Origin of the sequence: Nocardiopsis ganjiahuensis DSM 45031, from assembly GCF_000341085.1 — a bacterium.
GTDB lineage: Bacteria > Actinomycetota > Actinomycetes > Streptosporangiales > Streptosporangiaceae > Nocardiopsis > Nocardiopsis ganjiahuensis.
On record NZ_ANBA01000002.1, the window covers coordinates 152769 to 173635 of the forward strand.

Here is a 20867-nt window from a genome sequence, read left to right on the forward strand (position 1 = left end):
GCCGTTCCCGCTTCGCGGATGGAACCGGTCATTCCCCGGTTCTCGGACGCGGCACCGTCCGCGCCCACAGCGAGCGGGCCAGAGCGGGCACGGCCGCCGCCAGCTTGCGCGTGTCGGAGACGCGGTGCCGCACGCTCCACACGTCGAAGTCGGCCGCGCTGATCTCGTCCAGGATCGCTCGGTAGAGGCGGAAGGCGGTGGCGACACACGGGCGGGCGACCGGGTCCAGCATCGCGACACCCGGTTCGGCCTCCCGGTAGAACCCCTGGTTGACCTCCACCAGGGCGGCGATCGCGCGCCGGGCGCGCGGGTCCGGGGTCCGGGTACGCGCGCAGTGTGCCAGGAGCCCGGTGTCCACACCGTGCTCGGCCAGGACGTCGCCGGGCAGGTAGACACGGCCCCGGCGCAGGTCCTCCGCCACGTCACGGAGGAAGTTCGTGAGCTGGAAGGCCTCCCCCAGCGCGGCCGCGTGCGGGGCGGCCTCCTCCCGGGGCGCACGGGTCCCCAGGACCGGCAGGACCTGGAGCCCGATGACCGCCGCCGACCCGTACATGTACTCGCGCAGATGGGCGAGGTCCCGGTAGGCGCAGACGTCGAGGTCCATGCGCATGGAGTCCATGAACGCGGTGAAGTACTCCCGCGGCAGCTCGTAGCGCTCCACCGTGTGCGCCAGTGCGCGCAGAACCGGCTCGTCCGGTTCCCCGCCCGTGAACGCCCGGCCGAGGTCGGCGTCGATCGCGTCGAGGCGGGCCCGCTGGTCGGCGGGGGTGGTGTCCGGGCCCGGCTCGTCGACGATGTCGTCCACCCAGCGCGCGAAGCCGTACAGGGCGTGGACGCCGGGTCTGCGTTCGGGTGGCAGCACGCGGGTGGCGGTGTAGTAGGTGCGGCCGTGGAGGGCGTGCAGGGCCCGGCAGCGCAGGTAGTCGTCGCGCAGCTGCCCGGGGCCGATCCCCGCCGCGTCGAGTTCGCCGGTCGCGGTGGTCATCGCCGCCCCCTCCCCCCGGTCCGGGCCACGACGCGTGCGGCCGCGAGTTTGCCGGAGAGCAGGACCGTGGGCAGACCCACCCCCGGGGTCGTCCCGCATCCCGCCAGGACCGCGTTCGAGGTGCCGGGGACGGTGTTGCGCGGTCGGAACGGTCCGGTCTGCGCGAAGGTGTGCGCCAGGGAGAAGGGGGTGCCGCGGGCCAGGCCCTGCCGTGCCCAGTCGGCCGGGGTGACCAGGTGCTCGGCGCGTACCGAGGCGTCCAGGCCGGTCATCCCCCGGGCCTCCAGGGTGGCCACGATCCGGTCCCGGTAACGCGGGCCCTCCCGGTCCCAGTCGATGTCCCCGGCGGCGAGGTTGGGCGCGGGCGCGAGGACGTAGAGGAGGTGGCGGCCCTCCGGAGCCAGGGAGGGATCGGTGGCGGTGGGCTGGGTGATCAGGAAGGAGGGATCGCTCATGGTCCGGCCCTCGTCGATGATCTCGGTGAACGTGCGGTCCCAGCGCCTCCCGAAGGAGATGGTGTGGTGGGAGAGGTGTTCCCAGGTGCGGTCGGTGCCCAGGTGCAGGACGACGGCCGAGGGTGAGAACCGGTGCGGGACCGGGCGGCGGGAGCGGTACCCGAGCAGGCGGTGGGCGGCGGGCAGATCGGCGGTCAGCACCACCTGGTCGCAGGCCAGGCGCTCCCCGCGGTCGGTGAGCACCGCGGTGACGCGGTCCCGGCTCCGTTCCAGGCCCCGCACGGACTCCCCGTAGCGCAGGACCGCCCCGGCCTTGGCCGCGGCGGCCGCCATCGCCTCGCCGACCGCCCGCATCCCTCCCTTGGGGAAGTGGACGCCCGCGACGGTGTCCATGTAGGCGATGACCGCGTAGGCGGCGAGCGCCCGGTCCGGGGCGACGCCGGCGTAGAGGGACTGGAAGGAGAAGATCCTGCGCAGCCGCTCGTCCTCCAGGTGGCGCCCCACGGCCCGGGACAGGCGGCCGAACCCGCCCATCGCCGCCAACCGCACCAGGTCGGGGCCGACCAGGTCCAGGGGCGAGTCGAACTGGGCGTCGATGAACGAGCGCATCTCCACCTCGTACAGACGGGTGAGCCACTCGCGCAGGCGGAGGTAGCCGACGGCCTCCCGGGTGCCGGCGACGCGGGCCACCTCCGCCGCCATCCGCGTCCGGTCGGTGTGGACGTCGATGGTGGATCCGTCGGCGAAGGCCGCGCGGTAGGCGGGCGCCAGCGGCAGGAGTTCGAGCCGGTCGTGCACGGACTCCCCGACCGCCGCGAAGGCCTCGTCGAGGATCTCGGGCATGGTGAGCACCGTCGGCCCGGTGTCGACCCGGAAACCCGCCATGTCCAGCCGTCCGGCGCGTCCCCCGGGGTGGTCCCCGCGTTCGACCACCACCACCTCTCGCCCGGCTCCCAACAGGTGGAGCGCGCAGGAGAGGCCGGACAGGCCGGCGCCCACCACGACCACGGGGCCCTTTTCCTTCCTCGACAACACGTTGTCAGGTCCTCTCTTCGGAAGGTTCACGTACGCGCCGCCGTCTCGGCGAAGTAGCGCAGGCCGTCGGAGACGGCGGGGTGGAGCTCGATCTCCCGCAGCCGTTCGAGGCCCCGTTCGGCCAGTTCACGGCATCGTCGGCGGACCTCGTCCCGGGCTCCGACCCGGTCCAGGACGTGGGCCGCCTCCTCGGCGTCCACCCGCTCGGCGGGATGGCCGACCCGGTCGAGCACCCGCATCGCCCCGAAATCGCCCCGCTCCCGCGCCAGGCGCACCCCGCAGGCCAGGAGCAGCGTGTTCTTGCCCTCGCGCAGGTCCTCACCGGTCGCCTTGCCCGTGTCGCCGGGGGCGCCGTAGGCGTCCATCAGGTCGTTCCTCAGCTGGAAGGCCACACCCACGTCGGTGCCGTAGCCCCGCAGGGCCGCCACGGTCGCCGTGTCGGCCCCGGCCATGGCCGATCCCAGGTGCAGCGGGCGTTCGACGGTGTAGGACGCGGTCTTGAGCAGGTCGGTGCGCAGGGCGCCTTCCTCGGAGCGGTCGCCGAGGGCCTGGGCGCTGAGGTCGAGGAACTGCCCGACGATGACCTCCGTGCGCATCCCCCGCCACACCCTGTGCGCCGCGTCGCCGGTGGGCAGTTCGGCCAGGGACTCGTGGAGCAGGTCGTCGGCCCAGACCATGGCGAGGTCGCCGACCAGGATCGCCAGGGACTCGCCGTAGCGGCGCGCGTCCCCGCGAAGGCCCCGGCTCTGGTGTTCCATCGTGTATCCGGCGTGGAAGGAGGGGGCGCCCCGGCGGAGCGGGGCGGCGTCCATCACGTCGTCGTGAGCGAGAGCGAAGGACTGGAGCACCTCGATGGCCGAGCACGCCCGCAGGGCGGCCACGGCGCCGGGCCCCGTGTCGGCGCCTCCTCCCGCGAGCCAGCCCCACCAGGCCAGGACCGAGCGCAGCCCCTTGCCGCCGTGCAGGGTGAAGTCGGACAGTCTCGTGCAGAGTTCGGCCGCGAAGTCCCGATCGATCCCGCCCGCTTCGGCGGCCCTCTGGCCGAGGTACTCGGCCAGGAGACCGTTCACCCGGCTTCGTACGCCGTCGACTTCGACAGGAAGCGGTTCCTCGGGTGCGTCCGCTGGATAGACGGTGATGGCTGCCCCCAGTCGGTGTCCGATATTTCCGTAAACATCTCGGAATCAGAGCATCTTACAAGGATGAGTATTACACGAGGTGTCTTTCCTGGGCCAAGCGACACTCGGGCGGCCGCCTAGACTCGACACAAGTGACCGGAGGGTCCGTTCACCGAGCGGTAGGGAGATCCATGGACACCGTGCCCAGCACCGAGTCTCCACGGAAGGCACCCGGAGACGACCACGGGCGCAGGTCGCGCGAGGAGCTCTACCTGGCACTCCAGAACGACGGCCAGCAGCTGGCCGTGCGCCTGGTACGCCTCCTCCACCGGATGGCCGACCGCACGGGCATGAACCCGACCGATTTCCAGTGCTACACCCTGCTCCGCGTGGCCGGATCGATGACCCCCGGGGAGATCGCGGACAGCCTGTGCCTGTCCACCGGGTCGGTGACCGGGGTGGTGGACCGCATGGAGGCGCACGGCCTGGTCGAGCGCGCACCGCACCCGCTGGACCGGCGCAAGGTCGCCGTCCGGCTGGTCGAGGGGGCCGAGAACACGGTCGGGACGACGGCGCCCGGGATGCGGGAGGCGATGACCGACCTGCACGCCGGCTACTCGGTGGAGGAGCTGGAGGTGATCGTGGACTGGCTGGACCGCGCCGGAGCGACCCTGGACGCGCTCATCGAGCCCCGGAACTGACTCCGCCCGAAACCCGCTCCGTCCCGTTCGGCACATCCGCGTCCCGTCGGACCCCCTGGCCGCCCCGGCCCCGGTGTCCGCTGCCCGGTGTCCGGCATGCCGTGTCCCGCCTGTAACGCTCCTTATTGTGGCGATGGCTTTGCCACAAGGGACCAAAGCCCCTAGCATCCCACGGGATACGACCATGGCCGGTAGCAGGAACCGGCACTTCGACCCCCGTAGGTTCAGCGGGGCTGGGAAGGAGCCACCATCTCAACCCTGCGCGCATACATCCGAGAACACACCAACCCACCCGTCTTCACGATCTCCGGAATCGTGATCCTCGCCTTCGTCGTCCTGGGGATCGCCTTCACACAACCCCTGCTGGACGGCGCCTCCGCCGCCCGGGACTGGATCGGCTCCCAGCTGGGCTGGTTCTACGTCCTGGCGACCACCTTCTTCCTCGGCTCGGCCGTCTTCCTCATGCTCAGCCGCTTCGGGAAGATCCGCCTCGGCCCCGACGACTCCAGACCCGAGTTCGGCAACCTGGCCTGGTTCGCGATGCTCTTCACCACCGGCATGGGCATCGGCCTGGTCTTCTGGGGCGTGGCCGAGCCGGTCACCCACCTGCACGAGCCGCGCGACTCGGCACAGGCACCCATCGTCGTCGCGGAGGACCCGGAGGGAGTGGCCCAGACGGAGGAGGCCTCCGGCGTCGAACTGACCCGCATCGTCCTCGAGGGGGGCGAGGAGGCGGTGCTCCAGCCCGAGGCCGCCAGCAGCGCGCTGGCCTCGAGCTTCTTCCACTGGAGCTTCCACCCGTGGGCGATCTACATCGCCCTGGGCCTCTCGCTGGGCTACTTCGCCTTCCGCAAGGGCCTGCCACTGCGGCCGGCCTCCGCGCTCTACCCGCTGCTGGGTGACAAGGCCTTCGGCTGGCCCGGGAACCTGGTGGACATCCTGGCGGTGTTCGGCACCATCTTCGGCCTGGCGACCTCACTCGGTCTGGGAACGCTCCAGATCAACGGGGGGCTCTCCCAGGTCTTCGGCATGGCGAACAACTCGTGGACCCACGCGGCCATCATCATCGTCATCACCGGCATCGCCCTGTTCAGCGTGCTGTCGGGGATCGACAAGGGCATCCGCCGCCTGTCGGTCATCAACCTCTGGCTGGCGTTCGCCCTGCTGGCGTTCGTCTTCGCCGTGGGGCCCAAACTGTGGATCGTCAGCTCCATGCTCACCGGTGCCGGCGACTACCTGGGCAGCCTGGTTCCCTGGAGCCTGTCCTTCCCGAGCCCGCTCGTGGACGGGACCGCGGCGGACTTCACCACCGGCTGGAGCGTCTTCTACTGGGGCTGGTGGATCTCCTGGGCACCCTTCGTCGGTGTCTTCCTCGCCCGCATCTCCTACGGCCGCACCATCCGCGAGTTCGTCCTCGGCGCCCTGTTCGCGCCGGTCGTGGTGTCCATCCTGTGGTTCGGGGTGTTCGGCGGTTCCGGCCTGTACTACGAACTCTTCGGCGAGGGCGGGTTCACCGAGGGCGACGAGGCCCAGGCCGCGTACCACCTCCTGGAGGCCCTGCCCCTGGCCCCGGCCGTCGCCGTGGCCGCCTCCGTCCTGCTGGTCCTGGTGGTGACCATCTTCTTCGTCACCTCCTCCGACTCCGGATCCCTGGTGGTGGACACCCTCACCAACGGCGGCGACACCAAGCCGGTCAAGCTTCAGCGCGCCTTCTGGGCGGTCAGCGAGGGCGGGGTGACCCTCGTCCTGCTGGTGCTGGGCGGGGCGAGCGCCCTGGACGCGCTCCAGGCGGCGTCGGTGGTCACGGGCCTGCCCTTCGCGGTCATCCTCGTGTTCATGCTGTGGGGGCTGTTCAAGGCCCTCGCCCGTGAACCGAGGGCGGGCGCGCCGAAGAAACTGCGGGCGGAGGACCGCCCGCCGCCGACCCGCTCTGGGAGCATCAGAGTGGACCGCAAGGGTGAAGGCGACACTCCAGAGGAGGCACAGGGCCGATGACACCGAAGAGGTTCAACAACCCCTTCCACGGGGTCGTCGACATGATCACGGAGATGAACCGCATCTCCGACACCATGTCCTCGATCGAGACCAGCCAGGCCGGTGAGCGCGAACGCGGCTTCGCCGACGCCTGGAGCCCGCCCACCGACATCCTCGCCCGGGGCAAGGACCTGGTGATCCGGTGCGAGGTGCCGGGTGTGTACGAGGAGGACGTCTCGGTCAGCCTCAACCACGGCATCCTGACCATCAGCGGGGAACGGCGGCGTGACGAGGACGACGTCGTCTACTACTCCTCGGAACGGTTCATGGGCACCTTCCGCCGTGAGATCAGCCTGCCCGACGATGTGGACGAGGAGCACATCGAGGCCAGCTACGGCGAAGGGCTCCTCGTGGTGACCGTGCACGGGGCGGCCAACCAGCGCGGCCCCAAGCGGATCAGCATCGCACGGCGCAAACGCACCTGACCCGAACCACCCGCGATCCGGGCTCCCCGCAGGCGGGAGCCGACCGAGCACACAGCGAACCCCGCCGGGAACCGACCGGCGGGGTTCGTTCTGTGTGTGCGCCTCAGCTGGGCGTCCGTGTCAGCTGTGTGTTCGTGTCAGAAGGCCCGGTCGGCCTCGTACGGGCCGATCACGGCCAGCGCCCGCGGGCGGGCCAGTAGTTCGGCGGCGACCTCGGCCACGTCGTCCTGGGTGACGGCGTCGAACCGGGCCAGGTCCTCGTCGATCGAGAAGTGGCGCGGGTGCGTGAGCTCGTGCGCGAGCAGGCGCCCCATCCGGGCGTTGGTGCCCTCGCTCCCCAGCACCATGGCGCCCTGGATCTGGCCCTTGGCACGGGTCAGCTCCTCGGCGGTGATGCCGGAGGCGGCGACCTTGGCCAGCTCGTCGCGGCAGACCCCGATGACCTCGTCGGCCTTCTCCGGCAGGCAGCCCGCGTAGATCTGGAAGGTGCCGGTGTCGGCGTAGGCCGTGTGGTAGGCGTGCACCGCGTAGGCCAGGCCGCGCTTCTCCCGCACCTCCTGGAACAGGCGGGACGACATGCCGCCGCCGAGAGCGGCGCTGAGCAGGCGCAGGGCGTGCCAGCGCGGGTCGGTCCGGATCAGACCCTCCGAGCCCAGGATGATGTGGGCCTGTTCGGTCTCACGCGACTGCACGACCGTGCCGCCGAACGTGCGGACCGGCTCCCCGGCCCCGCGCGGGCGGGACGGCCGGGCGTCGCCGGCGGCCGCCAGCCGGTCGGAGAACATGGCCCGGACCTGCTCGACGACCTTGTCGTGCTCCAGGCTGCCCGCCGCCGTGACGATGAGCTCCGAGGGCACGTAGGCGTCCCGGTACTGCTCGGCGATGCGCTCCCGGGCCAGCGACTTGATGCTGTCGGTGGTGCCGAGGATGGGGCGGCCCAGCGGGGTGTCACCGAAGAAGTGCTCGGCGAAGACGTCGTCCACCAGGTCGGCGGGCTCGTCCTCGTACATGGCGATCTCCTCGAGGATCACGCCGCGCTCGGTCTCCACCTCGTCCTCGTCGAGGACGGAGTTGGCGACCATGTCACCGACCACGTCCACCGCGAGCGGAAGGTCCCGGTCCAGGACCTTCGCGTAGTAGCAGGTGTGTTCCTTGGTGGTGTACGCGTTGTGGTCGGCGCCCACGCCGTCCAGCAGGGCGGAGATCTCCAGCGCCGAACGGGTACCGGTCCCCTTGAAGAGCAGGTGCTCCAGGAAGTGCGCCGACCCCGCGTGCGCGGAGTCCTCGTCACGGGAGCCGGTGGTCGCGGAGATCCCGAAGGCCGCGGACCGCCCGCCCGGGATGTTCTCGGTGACCACGCGCAGGCCGCCGGGCAGTACCGTCCGACGCACCAGACCGGAACCGCCGTCGGGCTCCAGCAGCGTCACGGTCGTGCCCGGCTCCTGCTCGGCGGCGATGGGGACAGAACTCATGAATCCTTCTTCTTCGCGTCGTGGCATCCAGCAGAGCATACGTGTGGGACGACGGCGGGGCGGCCGCGTCGTGGAAGACGCGACCGCCCCGTACCGGGTCAGTCAGGATCAGGTGTTCTCGGAACGCCCGCCGGAGCTGCGACGCCGGCGACGGCGCGGAGCGCCCTCACCCTTGTCGTCACCCTTGTCGTCGCCCTTGTCGGAGTCCTCGTCCGGCTCCTCGGCGCTGTCGGCCTGGGGAGCGGCCTCGGCCTTGGGGGCCGAGGCGTTCTCGGACTCGACGACCTCGACCGGGACCAGGGAGAGCTTCCCGCGGTCGTCGATCTCACGGATCTCGACCTGGATCTTCTCGCCGATGCTGATCACGTCGTCGAGGTTCTCGATGCGCTGGCCGCCGTGCAGCTTGCGGATCTGCGAGATGTGCAGCAGTCCGTCCTTGCCGGGCAGCAGCGAGACGAACGCACCGAAGGCGGTCGTCTTGACGACGGTGCCCAGGTAGCGGTCGCCCACCTCGGGCATGGTCGGGTTCGCGATCTGGTTGATCGTGTCCCGGGCCGCCTCCGCGGAGGGGCCGTCGGTGGCACCGATGTAGATGGTGCCGTCGTCCTCGATCGAGATGTCCGCGCCGGTGTCGTCCTGGATCGAGTTGATCATCTTGCCCTTCGGGCCGATGACCTCACCGATCTTGTCGACGGGCACCTTGACGGTGAGGATGCGCGGAGCGTTCGGGCTCATCTCGGCCGGACGCTCGATGGCCTCCTGCATGACGTCGAGGATCGCCAGGCGGGCACCGCGGGCCTGCTGCAGGGCCAGGGCCAGCTGCTCGGCGGGGATGCCGTCGAGCTTGGTGTCCAGCTGCAGGGCCGTGATGAGCTCACGGGTACCGGCGACCTTGAAGTCCATGTCACCGAAGGCGTCCTCGGCACCGAGGATGTCGGTCAGCGTGACGAACTCGTCGCCCTCGCTGATCAGACCCATGGCGATACCGGACACCATCTCCTTCAGGGGCACACCGGCCGCCATCAGGGACATGGTGGAGGCGCAGACCGAACCCATCGAGGTGGAGCCGTTGGACCCGAGGGCCTCGGACACCTGGCGGATGGCGTACGGGAACTCCTCGCGGGCGGGCAGAACCGGCAGCAGGGCCCGCTCGGCCAGGGCGCCGTGCCCGATCTCGCGCCGCTTGGGCGAGCCCACCCGACCGGTCTCACCGGTGGAGTAGGGCGGGAAGTTGTAGTTGTGCATGTAGCGCTTGGTCTTGTCAGGGTTGAGCGTGTCAACCATCTGCTCCATGCGCAGCATGTTCAGCGTGGTGACGCCCATGATCTGGGTCTCGCCACGCTCGAAGAGGGCCGAACCGTGCACCCGCGGCAGAATGCCGACCTCGGCGCTCAGCTGACGGATGTCCTTGGGGCCGCGGCCGTCGATGCGGACCTTGTCGCGCAGGACGCGCTCACGCATGAGCTGCTTGCTCAGGCTGCGGAAGGCGGCGCTGACCTCCTTCTCACGACCCTCGAAGTCCTCGGCCAGCTTCTCGGCGGCCGAGGCCTTGAGCTTGTCGAGCTCGCTCTCGCGGTCCTGCTTGTCCGCGATGGTGAGCGCCTTGGAGAGCTCCTCGCGCACGGCGGCCTCGACGGCTGCGTAGGCGTCGTCCTCGTAGTCGAGGAAGATCGGGAACTCGCTCAGCTCACGGCTGGCCTGGTCGGCCACGGCCTGCTGGGCCTTGCACAGCACCTTGATGAAGGGCTTCGCGGCCTCGAGGCCCTCGGCGACGGTCTGCTCGTTGGGGCCGACGGCACCTTCGGCGACCAGCTTCAGGGTCTGGGTGGTGGACTCCGCCTCGACCATCATGATCGCGACGTCGCCGTCCTCCAGGACACGGCCGGCGACGACCATGTCGAAGGTGGCGCCCTCGAGCTCACCGTGGGTGGGGAAGCCCACCCACTGGCCGTCGATCAGGGCGACGCGGACACCGCCGAGCGGTCCGGAGAAGGGGATCCCGGAGATCTGCGTGGACATCGAGGCCGCGTTGATGGCGACGACGTCGTACAGGTGCTCGGGGTGCAGGGCCAGAATCGTCTCGACGATCTGGATCTCGTTGCGCAGGCCCTTCTTGAAGGAGGGGCGCAGCGGCCGGTCGATCAGACGGCAGGTGAGGATGGCGTCCTCGGAAGGACGGCCCTCACGCCGGAAGAACGAGCCGGGGATGCGGCCGGCGGCGTACATCCGCTCCTCGACGTCCACCGTCAGGGGGAAGAAGTCGAGGTTCTCCTTGGGGCGCTTCGAGGCGGTGGTGGCCGACAGGACGACAGTCTCGTCGTCCAGGTAGACCGTGGCCGAACCAGCGGCCTGGCGAGCCAGACGACCGGTCTCGAAGCGGATGGTACGGGTGCCGAACTTGCCGTTGTCAATGACGGCTTCGGCCGAGTAAACGCCCTCCATGGGCGACCTCCTACTACACGTTTCGGAACGCCGGTCCGGGCCTCGATGGGCCTGCGGCACGGCGATGTTCTCTCCCGCGTCGTGCCCCGGAGGTGATGACGGCCGGTCATCGATCGAAGCCCACGGCATCACCATGCGGATGATGTCCGGAGACCACTACCGAGGACCGACCCCTGAGATCCGGGGTCGTGGCGCGGGTGGCGTACGGGTGACGTCCGGTGTCGGACGCCACTCCGATTACACCTTACTAACAAAGAGGGAGCGGCCGAAGCCACTCCCTCCGATCAACCTAGCGGCGCAGACCCAGACGCTCGATCAGCGAGCGGTAGCGGGTGATGTCCTGCTTGGCGATGTACTTGAGCAGACGGCGGCGACGGCCGACCATCAGGAGCAGGCCACGACGGCTGTGGTGGTCGTGCTTGTGGTCCTTGAGGTGCTCGGTGAGCTCGGTGATGCGGTGCGTGAGCAGCGCGATCTGGACCTCGGGGGAGCCGGTGTCACCTTCGGCGGTGGCGTACTCGGCGATGATCTTTTCCTTGGTGGCGGTGTCGATCGACACAACGCTCCTTCTAGCTAAGAGTCGGCACGCAGGGCGAACCCCGGTACTTGACAGGGTTCAGACGCGGTGACCGCGCGTACGAACAGTCACCGTCGCGTGTGGTGCGCGCGGCCCGCCGCCGATGGCGCGGGTGCACCGCGCTCCCGCCGAATCCGCTCCCCAGAGGGGCGCGACTCACTGCGGGCACACGTGGACGTTCCCACTCTACCCCAGATCACAAGGCCGGGCTCCTCCGCCACAGGGTCGGGGAGAACACAGTCGGCGCGGAACGACGAGGGGCCCGCGCTGGGGACGGCGTCGGCCGAGGCGCGCCGGCGGAATCACGCCGCGCCGAGGACGATCCGGCAGCGGTCGACGTCGCGGCGCATCGCCACGATGAGTTCGTCGATACTGTCGAACCGCTCCTGGCCGCGGATGCGCGCGGTGAAGTCGACCGCCATCCGCAGCCCGTACAGCTCCAGGTCGTCGCGGTCCAGCGCGTAGGCCTCCACCGTGCGCTCGGCACCGTCGAAAGTGGGGTTGGTGCCCACCGAGATCGCCGCGGGCCAGCGGGACTCGTGTCCCTCGACCGGGTCCAGGCGGCTCAGCCACCCGGCGTAGACCCCGTCGCCGGGCACGGCGGTGCCCGGCGGCAGGTCCGCGTTGGCGGTGGGGAAACCCAGCAGTTCGCGGCCCCGGGCCGCGCCGTGCACGATCTCGCCGGCCACGCGGTGCGGGCGGCCCAGGAGTTCGGCGGCGGTGGCCACGTCGCCCTCGTCGAGGAGGGAGCGGACCCGGGTGGAGGTGATGGTCTCGCCCTCGGCGACCAGCCGGACGCCGTCGGCGGTGAAGTCGTACTTCTCCCCCAGTTCGGCCAGTACGGCGACGTTCCCGGCGGCGCGGTGGCCGAAGCGGAAGTCCTCACCGACCACCACGGCGGCCGCGCCGAGCCGGTCGACCAGCACGCGCTGGACGAACTCCTCCGCGCTGAGCGAGGACAGCTCCTCGCTGAAGGGCAGCACGCACACGGCGTCGGCCCCGAGGGAGTCCATGAGCGCGACCCGGCGGTCGACCGGGGTCAGGACCGGCGGGGCGACCCCGCGCAGCACCTTCTGCGGGTGGGGGTCGAAGGTGACCACGACCACCGGAAGGCCGAGTTCGCCCCCGTGTGCGCGTGCGGCGGCCAGGATCGCCTGGTGACCGCGGTGGACCCCGTCGAAGACACCGACCGCCACCACGGACCGCCCCCAGTCGGAGGGAATGTCCTCCAGCCCGTCCCATCGCCGCACGTTCGGTCCCCTTGTTCGTTGTCGTGAAGCCGTGAAGTCCGTCCGACTCAAGCGTGCCATGGCGGCGGCCCCGCTTCCGACACGCCCCCGGTGTGGCCCGTCGCACTCGCCGCTCCCCCGCCACGCTCGTCTACCGTGGGCAAAGCGGGGTTGGCACAAGAAGGGAACGCGGTTTACCGTGCCCGGATGGCGATGATCGACACCGGTACGACGCGTTTGGCCTACGACGAGACCGGGTCCGGACCCGCGATCGTCCTCGTGCACGCGGGTGTGGCCGACCGTCGGATGTGGGACCACCAGTTCGCGGAGCTCTCCAGGCACCACCGGGTGGTGCGCTACGACTGGCGCGGCCACGGGGGCTCGGCCGACCACGAGGGGCCGGTCCGGCACCACGAGGACCTGCTGGCGCTGATGGACGCCCTGGAGATCCCCGAGGCCACCCTGATCGGCGCGTCCTTCGGCGGCGCCTACGCCGTGGACGCCGCGCTGGCCGCCCCGGAGCGGGTGAGCGCACTCGCCCTGGTCTGTCCGGGCATGTCGGGGCACGTGTGGCCGGAGGTCTTCAGCCGGATCGGCCGACAGATGGCCTTGGCCGCGGTGCCCCACGAGCGACTGGCTCTCTACCAGGCGGGCAACGCCGACCCGGACTCCCGGGACGTGGCCGCGATGGCCGACGCCCAGGCGAGGTTCATGGTGCTGGGCCCGGGGCGCTCCCCCGAGGAGATCCCCACCGAGGCCTGGGACCTGTCACTGCTGATGCTGCGCGAGATGTTCGCCCGCCTCTGGTCGAGCCCGGCCCACCACACGGAGTGGCCCGAACGCCCGGCCGCGGACCGCCTGCACGAGATCGGCGTGCCGACCCTGGTGGTCAAGGGCCTGTCCGAGATCCCCCAGGTCCAGGACGTCGCCGACCTCTACGCGGAGGGCATCCGGAAAGCGCGCCTCCTGGAGCTCCCCGACACCGGCCACCTGCCCTCGGTGGAGCGCCCCGGGGAGCTGACGGCCGCCCTAACCGAGTTCCTCAAGGAGCTCCCTCAGCGCTCCTGAGCGAATTCCCAGGTGAACCGGAGGGCCACCCGCTAACCTCGACCGCATGAGTGGCACCGAGCCTCCCTGGAACAGGGGGTCATTCCATCCGGCTCCACGGACATGCTGCGTCAGAGCCAGCCCAGTCAAGACAGCGCACCTCTCGGGCAGAAAGTTCAGCGTCCTCCCGAATAGCGGTAGGCGTCAGCTCGCGCTCGGATGTCGTACACGACGATGACACGCTGGTCCTCGTCAATGCCGTAGCGGATTCGATAGCTGGATCGCCTGGCTACCCAGTCTGCCTCGAACGGCGGATTCAGTCGCTTACCGACTCTCCTGGGTGCAGCCTTGAGGTCCCCATTGATCAGCTCCCATGCTGCCACCGCGACCTTATCCGGTAGCGTCTCGGACAGGGCACGGCGGGCGGTCCGGGTGAGGACGAGTCGGTAGTCTTCGCTCACGTACTTCCCTCTCGACGAGACCGCTCACGCATGAGCTCAGCCATCTCGTCGCCGGTGACCACGTCTCCGCGCTCGTACTCCTCCTTGGCCTGCGCCAGACGCCCCTGGTCCTCCTGGCTTTCCAGAAGCGCGAAGGTCTCCAACATCGACTCGTAATCCTCCACCGAGAGCACGACAGCACTGGGCTTGCCGTTGCGGGTGATGGTGACCGCGTCGTGGGTTCTCTCGACATCGTCGACGATCTTGGACAGGTTGTTTCTGGCCTCGGCCAAAGGCAGTGTCATCATGTACATGATTATAGCCAACAAGACTCATCCATGTACATGATTCGCGCCATCCAAGCTCGATCCGACCGCCCTCATGCGGCGCTGGATCGAGGCCGGGTTGGGCTAAGCCGGACTGAAAACGACCACCGGCTTCATGTGGCCGGGGCGGTTCTCCCCGAGCGCGATGACGGTGCCGTCCGGGGCGAAGAGGCCGACGGGGCCCTCCCCCAGGGAGCTCTCGCTGATGCGGTTGCCGTGTCGGATGGCCCGGGTCTCGGCTTCGTCCATGGTGCGGACCGGGAAGGCGGCTGCCACGGCCTGGGCCAGGGGGACCTGGGTGAACTCCTCGGCGAGCTGGTCAAGGGTACGGGCCTGCGAGAGGTCGTAGGGGCCCACGCGGGTGCGGCGCAGGGCGGTGAGGTGGCCGCCGACGGAGAGGTCCGCGCCCATGTCGCGGGCGAGCGAGCGGATGTAGGTGCCGCTGGAGCCGGTGATGACCGCGTCCACGTCGACGAAGCCGTCCGGGGTGCGGCGGATCTCGGTGACGTCGAACTGGGAGATGGTGACCGGACGGGCCTTCAGCGCCACCTCCTTGCCCTCACGGGCCGACTTGTAGGCGCGCTTGCCGTCCACCTTGATCGCGCTGACCTGCGGCGGGACCTGCTGGATGGGACCGGTGAGCTTCGCGACCGCGGCGTGCACGTCGGCGTCGGCGACGGCGGAGGCGTCCACGCGGGCGCCGGGCTCGCCCTCGGCGTCGTCGGTGTTGGTCACCAGACCCAGGCGGATGGTGGCCTCGTAGGTCTTCTCGGTCAGGGTCAGGTGGCCGAGCAGCTTGGTGCCCTTCTCGATCCCCAGGACCAGGACCCCGGTGGCCATCGGGTCCAGGGTGCCCGCGTGGCCCACGCGCCGGGTGCGCGCCAGACCCCTGGTCTTGGCGACCACGTCGTGTGACGTCCAGTCGGCGGGCTTGTCGACGACCACGACACCGCTGTCGGCCATGGGGCTCCTTCGGGAAAGCAGGGAAAAGGGGTGGGGGCGGCGGACGGTGCCGCCGCCCCGGGGGTGTTACTCGTCGTCCTCGTCCTCGTCCTCACGAGGCGCCTTGTACGGGTCGGCTTCACCCGCGTGCTTGGCACCGGTGGCCTTCTGGGCCACCTCCTCGTCGGACTTTCGCGCCTCGACCAGCAGCTTCTCGATGTGCTGGGCGTTCTCCTGAACCTCGTCGATGACGAAGGTCAGGCTGGGCGTGTGGCGGATGCCGGTCTGGCGACCGACCTCGCTGCGGATCACGCCCTTGGCGCTCTCCAGAGCGGCGGCGCTGGCCGCCTTCTCCTCGGGGGTACCGAACACCGTGTAGTACACCGTGGCGTCCCGCAGGTCCGCGGTGATCCGGGCGTCGGTCACGGTGACGAATCCCAGGCGCGGGTCCTTGATCCGCCGGTCCAGCATCTCAGCGACGATGCGCTGGATACGGTCGGCGATCTTTCGCGCGCGTGCGGCGTCAACCATCGTCAGTCTTCCTCTTCGTTGAAGAGCCGCTGCCTGGCGGAGAGCAGCTCCAGTTCGGGACGGCCCGCGACGTAACGCTCGCAGGTGTCCATCTGGTCCCTGGCGTGGGCGGCGGTCGGTGCGACCACCGCGACACCGATCTTCGCCCGACGGTAGAGGTCGTGCTCGCCGACCTCCGAGACCGACACCGAGAACTTCCGGCGCAGTTCGGCGATGACGGGCCGGACCATCGAACGCTTCTGTTTGAGCGAGTGGACATCTCCGAGGAGAACGTCCAAGGTCAGCGCCCCAACATACAAAAGTGATCACCTGTGGTGTTGTGTGAGCCGTCAAAGGCGGGGCCCCGGACATGATCGTCCGGGGCCCCAGGTGGATCAGTCCTCACGACTAGTCGCGGGGCTTCTCCTGCATCTCGTAGGTCTCGATGACGTCCTCGACCCGGATGTCGTTGTAACCGACACCGATACCGCACTCGAAGCCCTCGCGGACCTCGGTGGCGTCGTCCTTGAAGCGACGCAGCGACTCGACGTTGAGGTTCTCGGAGATGACCCGACCCTCGCGGATGAGACGTGCCTTGCTGTTACGGCGGATGATGCCGTCGCGGACGATGGAACCGGCGATGTTGCCGATCTTCGGCACCTTGAAGACCTCGCGGACCTCGGCGCTGCCGAGCTGGACCTCCTCGTAGATGGGCTTGAGGAGACCCTTGACCGCGGCTTCGACCTCGTCGATGGCCTGGTAGATGACCGAGTAGTACCGGATGTCGACGCCCATGCGGTCCGCCAGCTGGCTGTTCTTGCCCTCGGGCCGAACGTTGAAGCCGACGATGATCGCGTCAGCAGACGACGCCAGGTTGATGTCGTTCTGCGTGATGGCACCGACGCCGCGTCCGATGATCCGGATGCTGACCTCGTCGCCACCGGCGTCGATCTTGAGCAGCGACTCCTCGAGCGCCTCGACCGAACCGGACATGTCGCCCTTGATGAGGAGGAGCAGCTCGGAGCGCTCGCCCTCCTTGATGGCGGACTGCCAGTTGTCGAGGGTGACCCGACGGGCCGACTTCGCCTGCTGGGCGAAGCGCTCGCGCGCCTCACGCTGCTGGGCGATCTGACGGGCCACGCGGTCGTCCTTGACGACCAGGAAGCTGTCACCGGCGCTGGGCACGTTGGTCAGACCCAGGACCTGGACCGGACGGGACGGCTCAGCCGACAGGACGTTCTCACCGTGCTCGTCGAGCATGGCGCGAACGCGGCCGTAGGCGTCGCCACAGACGATGGAGTCACCGACGTTGAGCGTTCCGCGCTGGACCAGCACCGTGGCCATGGAACCGCGACCGCGGTCCAGGTAGGCCTCGATGGCCAGACCCTGAGCGTCCATGTCCGGGTTGGCCTGGAGGTCCAGGGCCGCGTCGGAGGTCAGGACGATCGACTCGAGCAGGGCGTCGATGTTGTCGCCCTTGAGCGCGGAGATGTCCACGAACTGGACGTCGCCGCCGTACTCCTCGGCCACGAGGCCGTACTCGGTCATCTGGGCGCGCACCCGCTGCGGGTCCGCTCCCTCGACGTCGATCTTGTTGACCGCGACCACGATCGGCACCTCGGCCGCCTTGGCGTGGTCGATGGCCTCGGCCGTCTGCGGCTTGACGCCGTCGTCGGCCGCCACGACCAGAACCGCGACGTCGGTGACCTTCGCACCACGGGCACGCATGGCGGTGAACGCCTCGTGACCGGGGGTGTCGATGAAGGTGATCTTGCGCTCTTCGCCGTCCACCTCGGTCGCGACCTGGTAGGCACCGATGTGCTGGGTGATTCCGCCGGCCTCGCCGCCCACGACGTTGGTCTTGCGGATCGTGTCCAGCAGTCGGGTCTTACCGTGGTCGACGTGACCCATGACGGTGACCACCGGCGGGCGGGGACGGAGTTCGGCGTCGCCGCCCTCGTCCTCACCGAACTCGATGGAGAAGGACTCCAGGAGCTCGCGGTCCTCGTCCTCGGGGCTGACGACCTCGATCCGGTAGCTGAGCTCCTCGCCGAGCAGCTGCAGCGTCTCGTCGGGCAGCGACTGGGTCGCGGTGACCATCTCACCCAGGTGCATCATGACCTGGACGAGCGACGCCGGGTTGACGTCGATCTTGTCGCCGAAGTCCGACAGCGAGGCGCCGCGGGACAGTCGGATGACCTGGTTGTTGCCGCTCGGGATCTTGACGCCGCCGAAGGACGGAGCCGAGAGCTCGTGGAACTCCGCACGCCGCTGCTTCTTGGACTTGCGGGCACGACCGGGACGACCGCCCGGACGACCGAACGCACCGGCCGTTCCGCCACCGCGGCCACGACCGCCGCCACCGGGACGACCACCGAAGCCACCGGGACGACCGCCGCCGCCACCGCCGCCGGGACGCGGACCCGCACCTGCGGGAGCGCCACCGCGACCGCGACCGCCGCCGCCACCGGGGCGACCGCCGCCGGCACCGCCGCGACCGCCGCCGGCCGGCGAGGCCGGACGGGACGAGGGCATGTTCATCGGGCTGGGACGCGGGCCACCGGCACCGCCGGGGCGCGGAGCGCCGCCACCCGGACGCGGAGCACCGCCGCCGGGACGCGGGGCGCCTGCGGCACCACCGGGACGCGGGGCGCGCTGGTCACCCTGCTGCGGGCCACCGGGACGCGGGCCCGGACGCGGGCCACCGGCACCGCCGGGGCGCGGAGCGCCGCCGCCGGGACGGGGAGTGCGCTGGTCGCCCTGCTGCGGGCCACCGGGACGCGGGCCCGGACGCGGGGCGCCGCCGCCGGGCCGCGGAGCGGCCGGCTTGGAGCCCATGCCCGAGGCGTTGGACGCGAACGGGTTGTTGCCCGGACGCGGACCCGGACGGGGACCGCCCGGACGCGGGGCACGACCGCCGTCACGACCACCCTCGCGGCCGCCGGATCGCTCCGGACGGTCACCGCGCTGGGGACGGTCGCTACGCTCGCCGCGGCCACCGGCCGCGCCTGCGGGCTTGGGGCCGCCGGGACGCGGGGCGTCGCCACGGGCCGCCTTCGGAGCCGGCTTGGGGCCGGGCTTCGGGGCGGACTCGGGACGCTCGGCGGGCTTCTCGAAGTGCGGAACCGCGGGCTTCTCGACCGGCGCGGCAGGCTTCTCAGCCGGCGCGGCGGGCTTCTCGGCCTGCGGAGCCGCGGGCTTCTCAACCTGCGGAGCCGCGGGCTTCTCGGCCTGCGGGGCCGCGGGCTTGGCAGCGGGACCCGGCTTCGGGCCCGGCTTGGGAGCGGGCCCCGGCTTGGGAGCCGCGGGGCGCGCGGAGTTCTCGGCGGCGGGCTTCGGGGCGGGGCCGGGCTTGGGAGCCGAGCCACCCTTCTTGCCGTTGCCGTCGGAACCGTTGTTGAAAGCTTCCTGTAGGCGTCGAACGACGGGGGCCTCTATCGTCGAGGACGCCGAACGAACGAATTCGCCCATCTCGTTGAGCTTGGCCAGCACGGCCTTGCTCTCTACACCGAACTCTTTAGCGAGTTCGTACACCCGGACCTTCGCCACTCTTCTCCTTCAGCTTCGGTCCGGGACATGGGCTAGTGCCGGACCGTCGTTAGCTCGAGTTACTCATCGCTGCGTACTCATCAGGCGCTCATCGCAATCTCGACCTGCTTCCTCATCGCTACACAACAATGGGCCAGCTCATACGCGCCGACACAGCACTGCACGCCGACCTCGGTCTCTACAACCCAGAGGCCAGCCCAGACATTCCAACCCTATCCGGAACGGGGACGCGTTCAGTCACGCGGGGCGTCACCTAGTAGGGACGTCACTAGTGAGACGTCCCACCCGGTGGCGCCTCCACCGTTCCGGTTCCGGAAGGCGCGGGACCACGCTCTGCGCCGTTCGGCCTGCTCCAGGCATCGCCGATCGTGGTGCAGATAGGCGCCGCGCCCCGGACGTCGACCTCGGGTGTCGGGCGTGATGACCGTGCCCACGGCCACCAGCCGCACGAGGTCGGACTGGACTGTCCGCGACCGGCACCCCACGCATGTACGCACGGGACGGTCAGGACCGTCTCCGGCCACCATATCGCGTCGGGACATGGGTGCGACCCGATTAACCGGCCGAAGGGGCGTCTTCGTCCCCCGAACCGGTCCCGTCGGCACCCTCGTCCGCGGCCGCCACGGGCTCGGCGTCGGAGCGGATGTCGATGCGCCAACCGGTCAGGCGCGCGGCGAGGCGGGCGTTCTGGCCCTCCTTGCCGATCGCCAGCGACTGCTGGTAATCGGGCACGACCACGCGTGCGACCCGGGCGGCCATGTCAAGGATCTCCACGGAGTTGACCCGGGCCGGGGACAGCGCGTTGGCGACGAACACGGCGGGGTCCTCGGAGTAGTCGACGATGTCGATCTTCTCTCCGTGGAGTTCGGCCATGACGTTGCGGACACGGCTGCCGAGCGGGCCGATGCAGGCGCCCTTGGCGTTGACGCCGCCCCGGTTGGAGCGGACCGCCATCTTGGTGCGGTGGCCGGCCTCACGGGCGATCGCCGCGATGTCGACGGTGTTGTCGGCGATCTCGGGGACCTCCAGCTCGAAGAGCTTGCGCACCAGGTTGGGGTGGGTGCGCGACAGGGTCACCGAGGGGCCGCGGTGGCCCTTGCGGACCTGCACCACGTAGGCGCGCAGGCGCTCGCCGTGGGTGTAGGTCTCGGTGGGTACCTGCTCCTGCGGGGGCAGGACGGCCTCGAGCTTGCCGAGGTCGACCAGGACGTTCCGCGGGTCCTTGCCCTGCTGGATGATGCCGGAGACGATGTCGTGCTCGCGGCCGGCGAACTCGCCCAGGGTCAGCTCGTCCTCGGCGTCGCGCAGACGCTGGAGGATGACCTGCTTGGCGGTGGAGGTCGCGATGCGGCCGAAACCGGTGGGCGTACCGTCGAACTCGCCGACGACCGCGCCCTCCTCGTCGGTCTCCGTCACCCAGACGACCACGTGGCCGGTGGAGCGGTTCAGCTCCACGCGGGCCTTCTTCTCGGGGCCCTCTTCGCGGTGGTAGGCGATCAGCAGCGCGTCCTCGATGGCCTTGGCCACCAGCTCGACGGCAATGTCCTTCTCGCGCTCAAGGCTGCGCAGGACGCTCATGT

The 20867-nt window shown here is 70.1% G+C and carries 19 protein-coding genes; 4 read left to right on the forward strand and 15 right to left on the reverse strand.

Annotated features, from left to right (window positions below; translation table 11 throughout):
* Positions 1–28: 28 nt before the first annotated feature.
* From D458_RS0101335 to D458_RS0101345, 3 genes are read right to left on the reverse strand one after another with little or no spacing between them, the layout of a single operon-like run.
* Positions 29–985, reverse strand: coding sequence for a phytoene/squalene synthase family protein (locus tag D458_RS0101335; RefSeq protein ID WP_017584927.1), 957 nt, complete (start codon positions 983–985; stop codon positions 29–31).
* Positions 982–2448, reverse strand: a complete 1467-nt coding sequence (crtI, locus tag D458_RS0101340) for a phytoene desaturase family protein (RefSeq protein ID WP_017584928.1) — start codon at positions 2446–2448, stop codon at positions 982–984. The genes D458_RS0101335 and crtI overlap by 4 nt, the downstream gene beginning before the upstream one ends.
* Positions 2449–2501: 53 nt before the next feature.
* The gene (locus tag D458_RS0101345; RefSeq protein WP_017584929.1) at positions 2502–3545 is read right to left on the reverse strand and encodes a polyprenyl synthetase family protein; all 1044 of its coding nucleotides are present in this window, start codon (positions 3543–3545) and stop codon (positions 2502–2504) included.
* 239 nt (positions 3546–3784) lie between these two features.
* Here D458_RS0101345 and D458_RS0101350 point away from each other — a divergent pair, with 239 nt between their 5' ends.
* From D458_RS0101350 to D458_RS0101360, 3 genes are all read left to right on the forward strand, one after another.
* Positions 3785–4294: a MarR family winged helix-turn-helix transcriptional regulator gene (locus D458_RS0101350; protein ID WP_017584930.1), complete on the forward strand. Its 510-nt coding sequence runs from the start codon at positions 3785–3787 to the stop codon at positions 4292–4294.
* A gap of 315 nt (positions 4295–4609) precedes the next feature.
* Positions 4610–6289 carry a BCCT family transporter gene (locus tag D458_RS0101355; RefSeq protein WP_017584931.1) on the forward strand — a complete coding sequence of 560 codons (1680 nt, stop codon included), beginning with the start codon at positions 4610–4612 and terminating at the stop codon, positions 6287–6289.
* On the forward strand, positions 6286–6753 hold the full coding sequence (locus tag D458_RS0101360) for an Hsp20/alpha crystallin family protein (RefSeq protein ID WP_017584932.1): 468 nt from the start codon (positions 6286–6288) through the stop codon (positions 6751–6753). The genes D458_RS0101355 and D458_RS0101360 overlap by 4 nt, the downstream gene beginning before the upstream one ends.
* A 137-nt stretch (positions 6754–6890) precedes the next feature.
* Here D458_RS0101360 and D458_RS0101365 read toward each other — a convergent pair whose 3' ends face one another.
* The 4 genes from D458_RS0101365 to D458_RS0101380 form a co-directional block, all read right to left on the reverse strand.
* Positions 6891–8225, reverse strand: a complete 1335-nt coding sequence (locus D458_RS0101365) for a M16 family metallopeptidase (RefSeq protein WP_017584933.1) — start codon at positions 8223–8225, stop codon at positions 6891–6893.
* A gap of 108 nt (positions 8226–8333) precedes the next feature.
* A complete protein-coding gene (locus tag D458_RS0101370) occupies positions 8334–10667 on the reverse strand; it encodes a polyribonucleotide nucleotidyltransferase (protein WP_017584934.1) in 2334 nt (777 codons plus the stop codon).
* Between the two features lie 289 nt (positions 10668–10956).
* Positions 10957–11226 carry a 30S ribosomal protein S15 gene (rpsO, locus tag D458_RS0101375; RefSeq protein ID WP_017581774.1) on the reverse strand — a complete coding sequence of 90 codons (270 nt, stop codon included), beginning with the start codon at positions 11224–11226 and terminating at the stop codon, positions 10957–10959.
* A gap of 320 nt (positions 11227–11546) precedes the next feature.
* Positions 11547–12494, reverse strand: a complete 948-nt coding sequence (locus D458_RS0101380; RefSeq protein ID WP_017584935.1) for a bifunctional riboflavin kinase/FAD synthetase — start codon at positions 12492–12494, stop codon at positions 11547–11549.
* Positions 12495–12680: 186 nt separating this feature from the next.
* On the opposite strand from D458_RS0101380, the gene D458_RS0101385 reads away from it, so the two are divergent.
* A complete protein-coding gene (locus tag D458_RS0101385; protein ID WP_017584936.1) occupies positions 12681–13541 on the forward strand; it encodes an alpha/beta fold hydrolase in 861 nt (286 codons plus the stop codon).
* A 155-nt stretch (positions 13542–13696) separates the two neighbouring features.
* Here D458_RS0101385 and D458_RS35180 read toward each other — a convergent pair whose 3' ends face one another.
* The 8 genes from D458_RS35180 to nusA all read right to left on the reverse strand — a co-directional run bounded on the left by D458_RS35180 (position 13697) and on the right by nusA (position 20865).
* Entirely contained in the window at positions 13697–13981 is a 285-nt protein-coding gene (locus tag D458_RS35180) for a type II toxin-antitoxin system RelE family toxin (protein WP_083936207.1), read from the reverse strand.
* Complete coding sequence (locus D458_RS0101390; RefSeq protein ID WP_239647868.1) at positions 13978–14265, reverse strand: type II toxin-antitoxin system Phd/YefM family antitoxin; 288 nt, start codon at positions 14263–14265, stop codon at positions 13978–13980. The genes D458_RS35180 and D458_RS0101390 overlap by 4 nt, the downstream gene beginning before the upstream one ends.
* 105 nt (positions 14266–14370) lie before the next feature.
* Positions 14371–15249, reverse strand: a complete 879-nt coding sequence (truB, locus tag D458_RS0101395; protein WP_017584938.1) for a tRNA pseudouridine(55) synthase TruB — start codon at positions 15247–15249, stop codon at positions 14371–14373.
* Between the two features lie 66 nt (positions 15250–15315).
* A complete protein-coding gene (gene rbfA, locus D458_RS0101400) occupies positions 15316–15759 on the reverse strand; it encodes a 30S ribosome-binding factor RbfA (protein WP_017584939.1) in 444 nt (147 codons plus the stop codon).
* Between the two features lie 2 nt (positions 15760–15761).
* On the reverse strand, positions 15762–16058 hold the full coding sequence (locus tag D458_RS0101405) for a DUF503 domain-containing protein (protein WP_026118882.1): 297 nt from the start codon (positions 16056–16058) through the stop codon (positions 15762–15764).
* 88 nt (positions 16059–16146) lie between these two features.
* Positions 16147–19287, reverse strand: a complete 3141-nt coding sequence (gene infB, locus D458_RS35185) for a translation initiation factor IF-2 (protein WP_083936208.1) — start codon at positions 19285–19287, stop codon at positions 16147–16149.
* A gap of 233 nt (positions 19288–19520) precedes the next feature.
* Positions 19521–19829 carry a DUF448 domain-containing protein gene (locus D458_RS35190; protein WP_083936209.1) on the reverse strand — a complete coding sequence of 103 codons (309 nt, stop codon included), beginning with the start codon at positions 19827–19829 and terminating at the stop codon, positions 19521–19523.
* Positions 19830–19842: 13 nt separating this feature from the next.
* Positions 19843–20865 carry a transcription termination factor NusA gene (nusA, locus tag D458_RS0101420; RefSeq protein WP_017584942.1) on the reverse strand — a complete coding sequence of 341 codons (1023 nt, stop codon included), beginning with the start codon at positions 20863–20865 and terminating at the stop codon, positions 19843–19845.
* Positions 20866–20867: the final 2 nt, after the last annotated feature.

Coding starts and splice junctions, on each gene's coding strand:
- D458_RS0101385 (WP_017584936.1), top strand. CDS start 12,681: ATGGCGATGATCGACACCGGTACGACGCGTTTGGCCTACGACGAGACC.
- truB (WP_017584938.1), bottom strand. CDS start 15,249: ATGGCCGACAGCGGTGTCGTGGTCGTCGACAAGCCCGCCGACTGGACG.
- D458_RS0101335 (WP_017584927.1), bottom strand. CDS start 985: ATGACCACCGCGACCGGCGAACTCGACGCGGCGGGGATCGGCCCCGGG.
- rbfA (WP_017584939.1), bottom strand. CDS start 15,759: ATGGTTGACGCCGCACGCGCGCGAAAGATCGCCGACCGTATCCAGCGC.
- D458_RS35190 (WP_083936209.1), bottom strand. CDS start 19,829: ATGTCCCGACGCGATATGGTGGCCGGAGACGGTCCTGACCGTCCCGTG.
- D458_RS0101390 (WP_239647868.1), bottom strand. CDS start 14,265: ATGACACTGCCTTTGGCCGAGGCCAGAAACAACCTGTCCAAGATCGTC.
- D458_RS0101370 (WP_017584934.1), bottom strand. CDS start 10,667: ATGGAGGGCGTTTACTCGGCCGAAGCCGTCATTGACAACGGCAAGTTC.
- D458_RS0101350 (WP_017584930.1), top strand. CDS start 3,785: ATGGACACCGTGCCCAGCACCGAGTCTCCACGGAAGGCACCCGGAGAC.
- D458_RS0101360 (WP_017584932.1), top strand. CDS start 6,286: ATGACACCGAAGAGGTTCAACAACCCCTTCCACGGGGTCGTCGACATG.
- nusA (WP_017584942.1), bottom strand. CDS start 20,865: ATGAGCGTCCTGCGCAGCCTTGAGCGCGAGAAGGACATTGCCGTCGAG.
- D458_RS0101365 (WP_017584933.1), bottom strand. CDS start 8,225: ATGAGTTCTGTCCCCATCGCCGCCGAGCAGGAGCCGGGCACGACCGTG.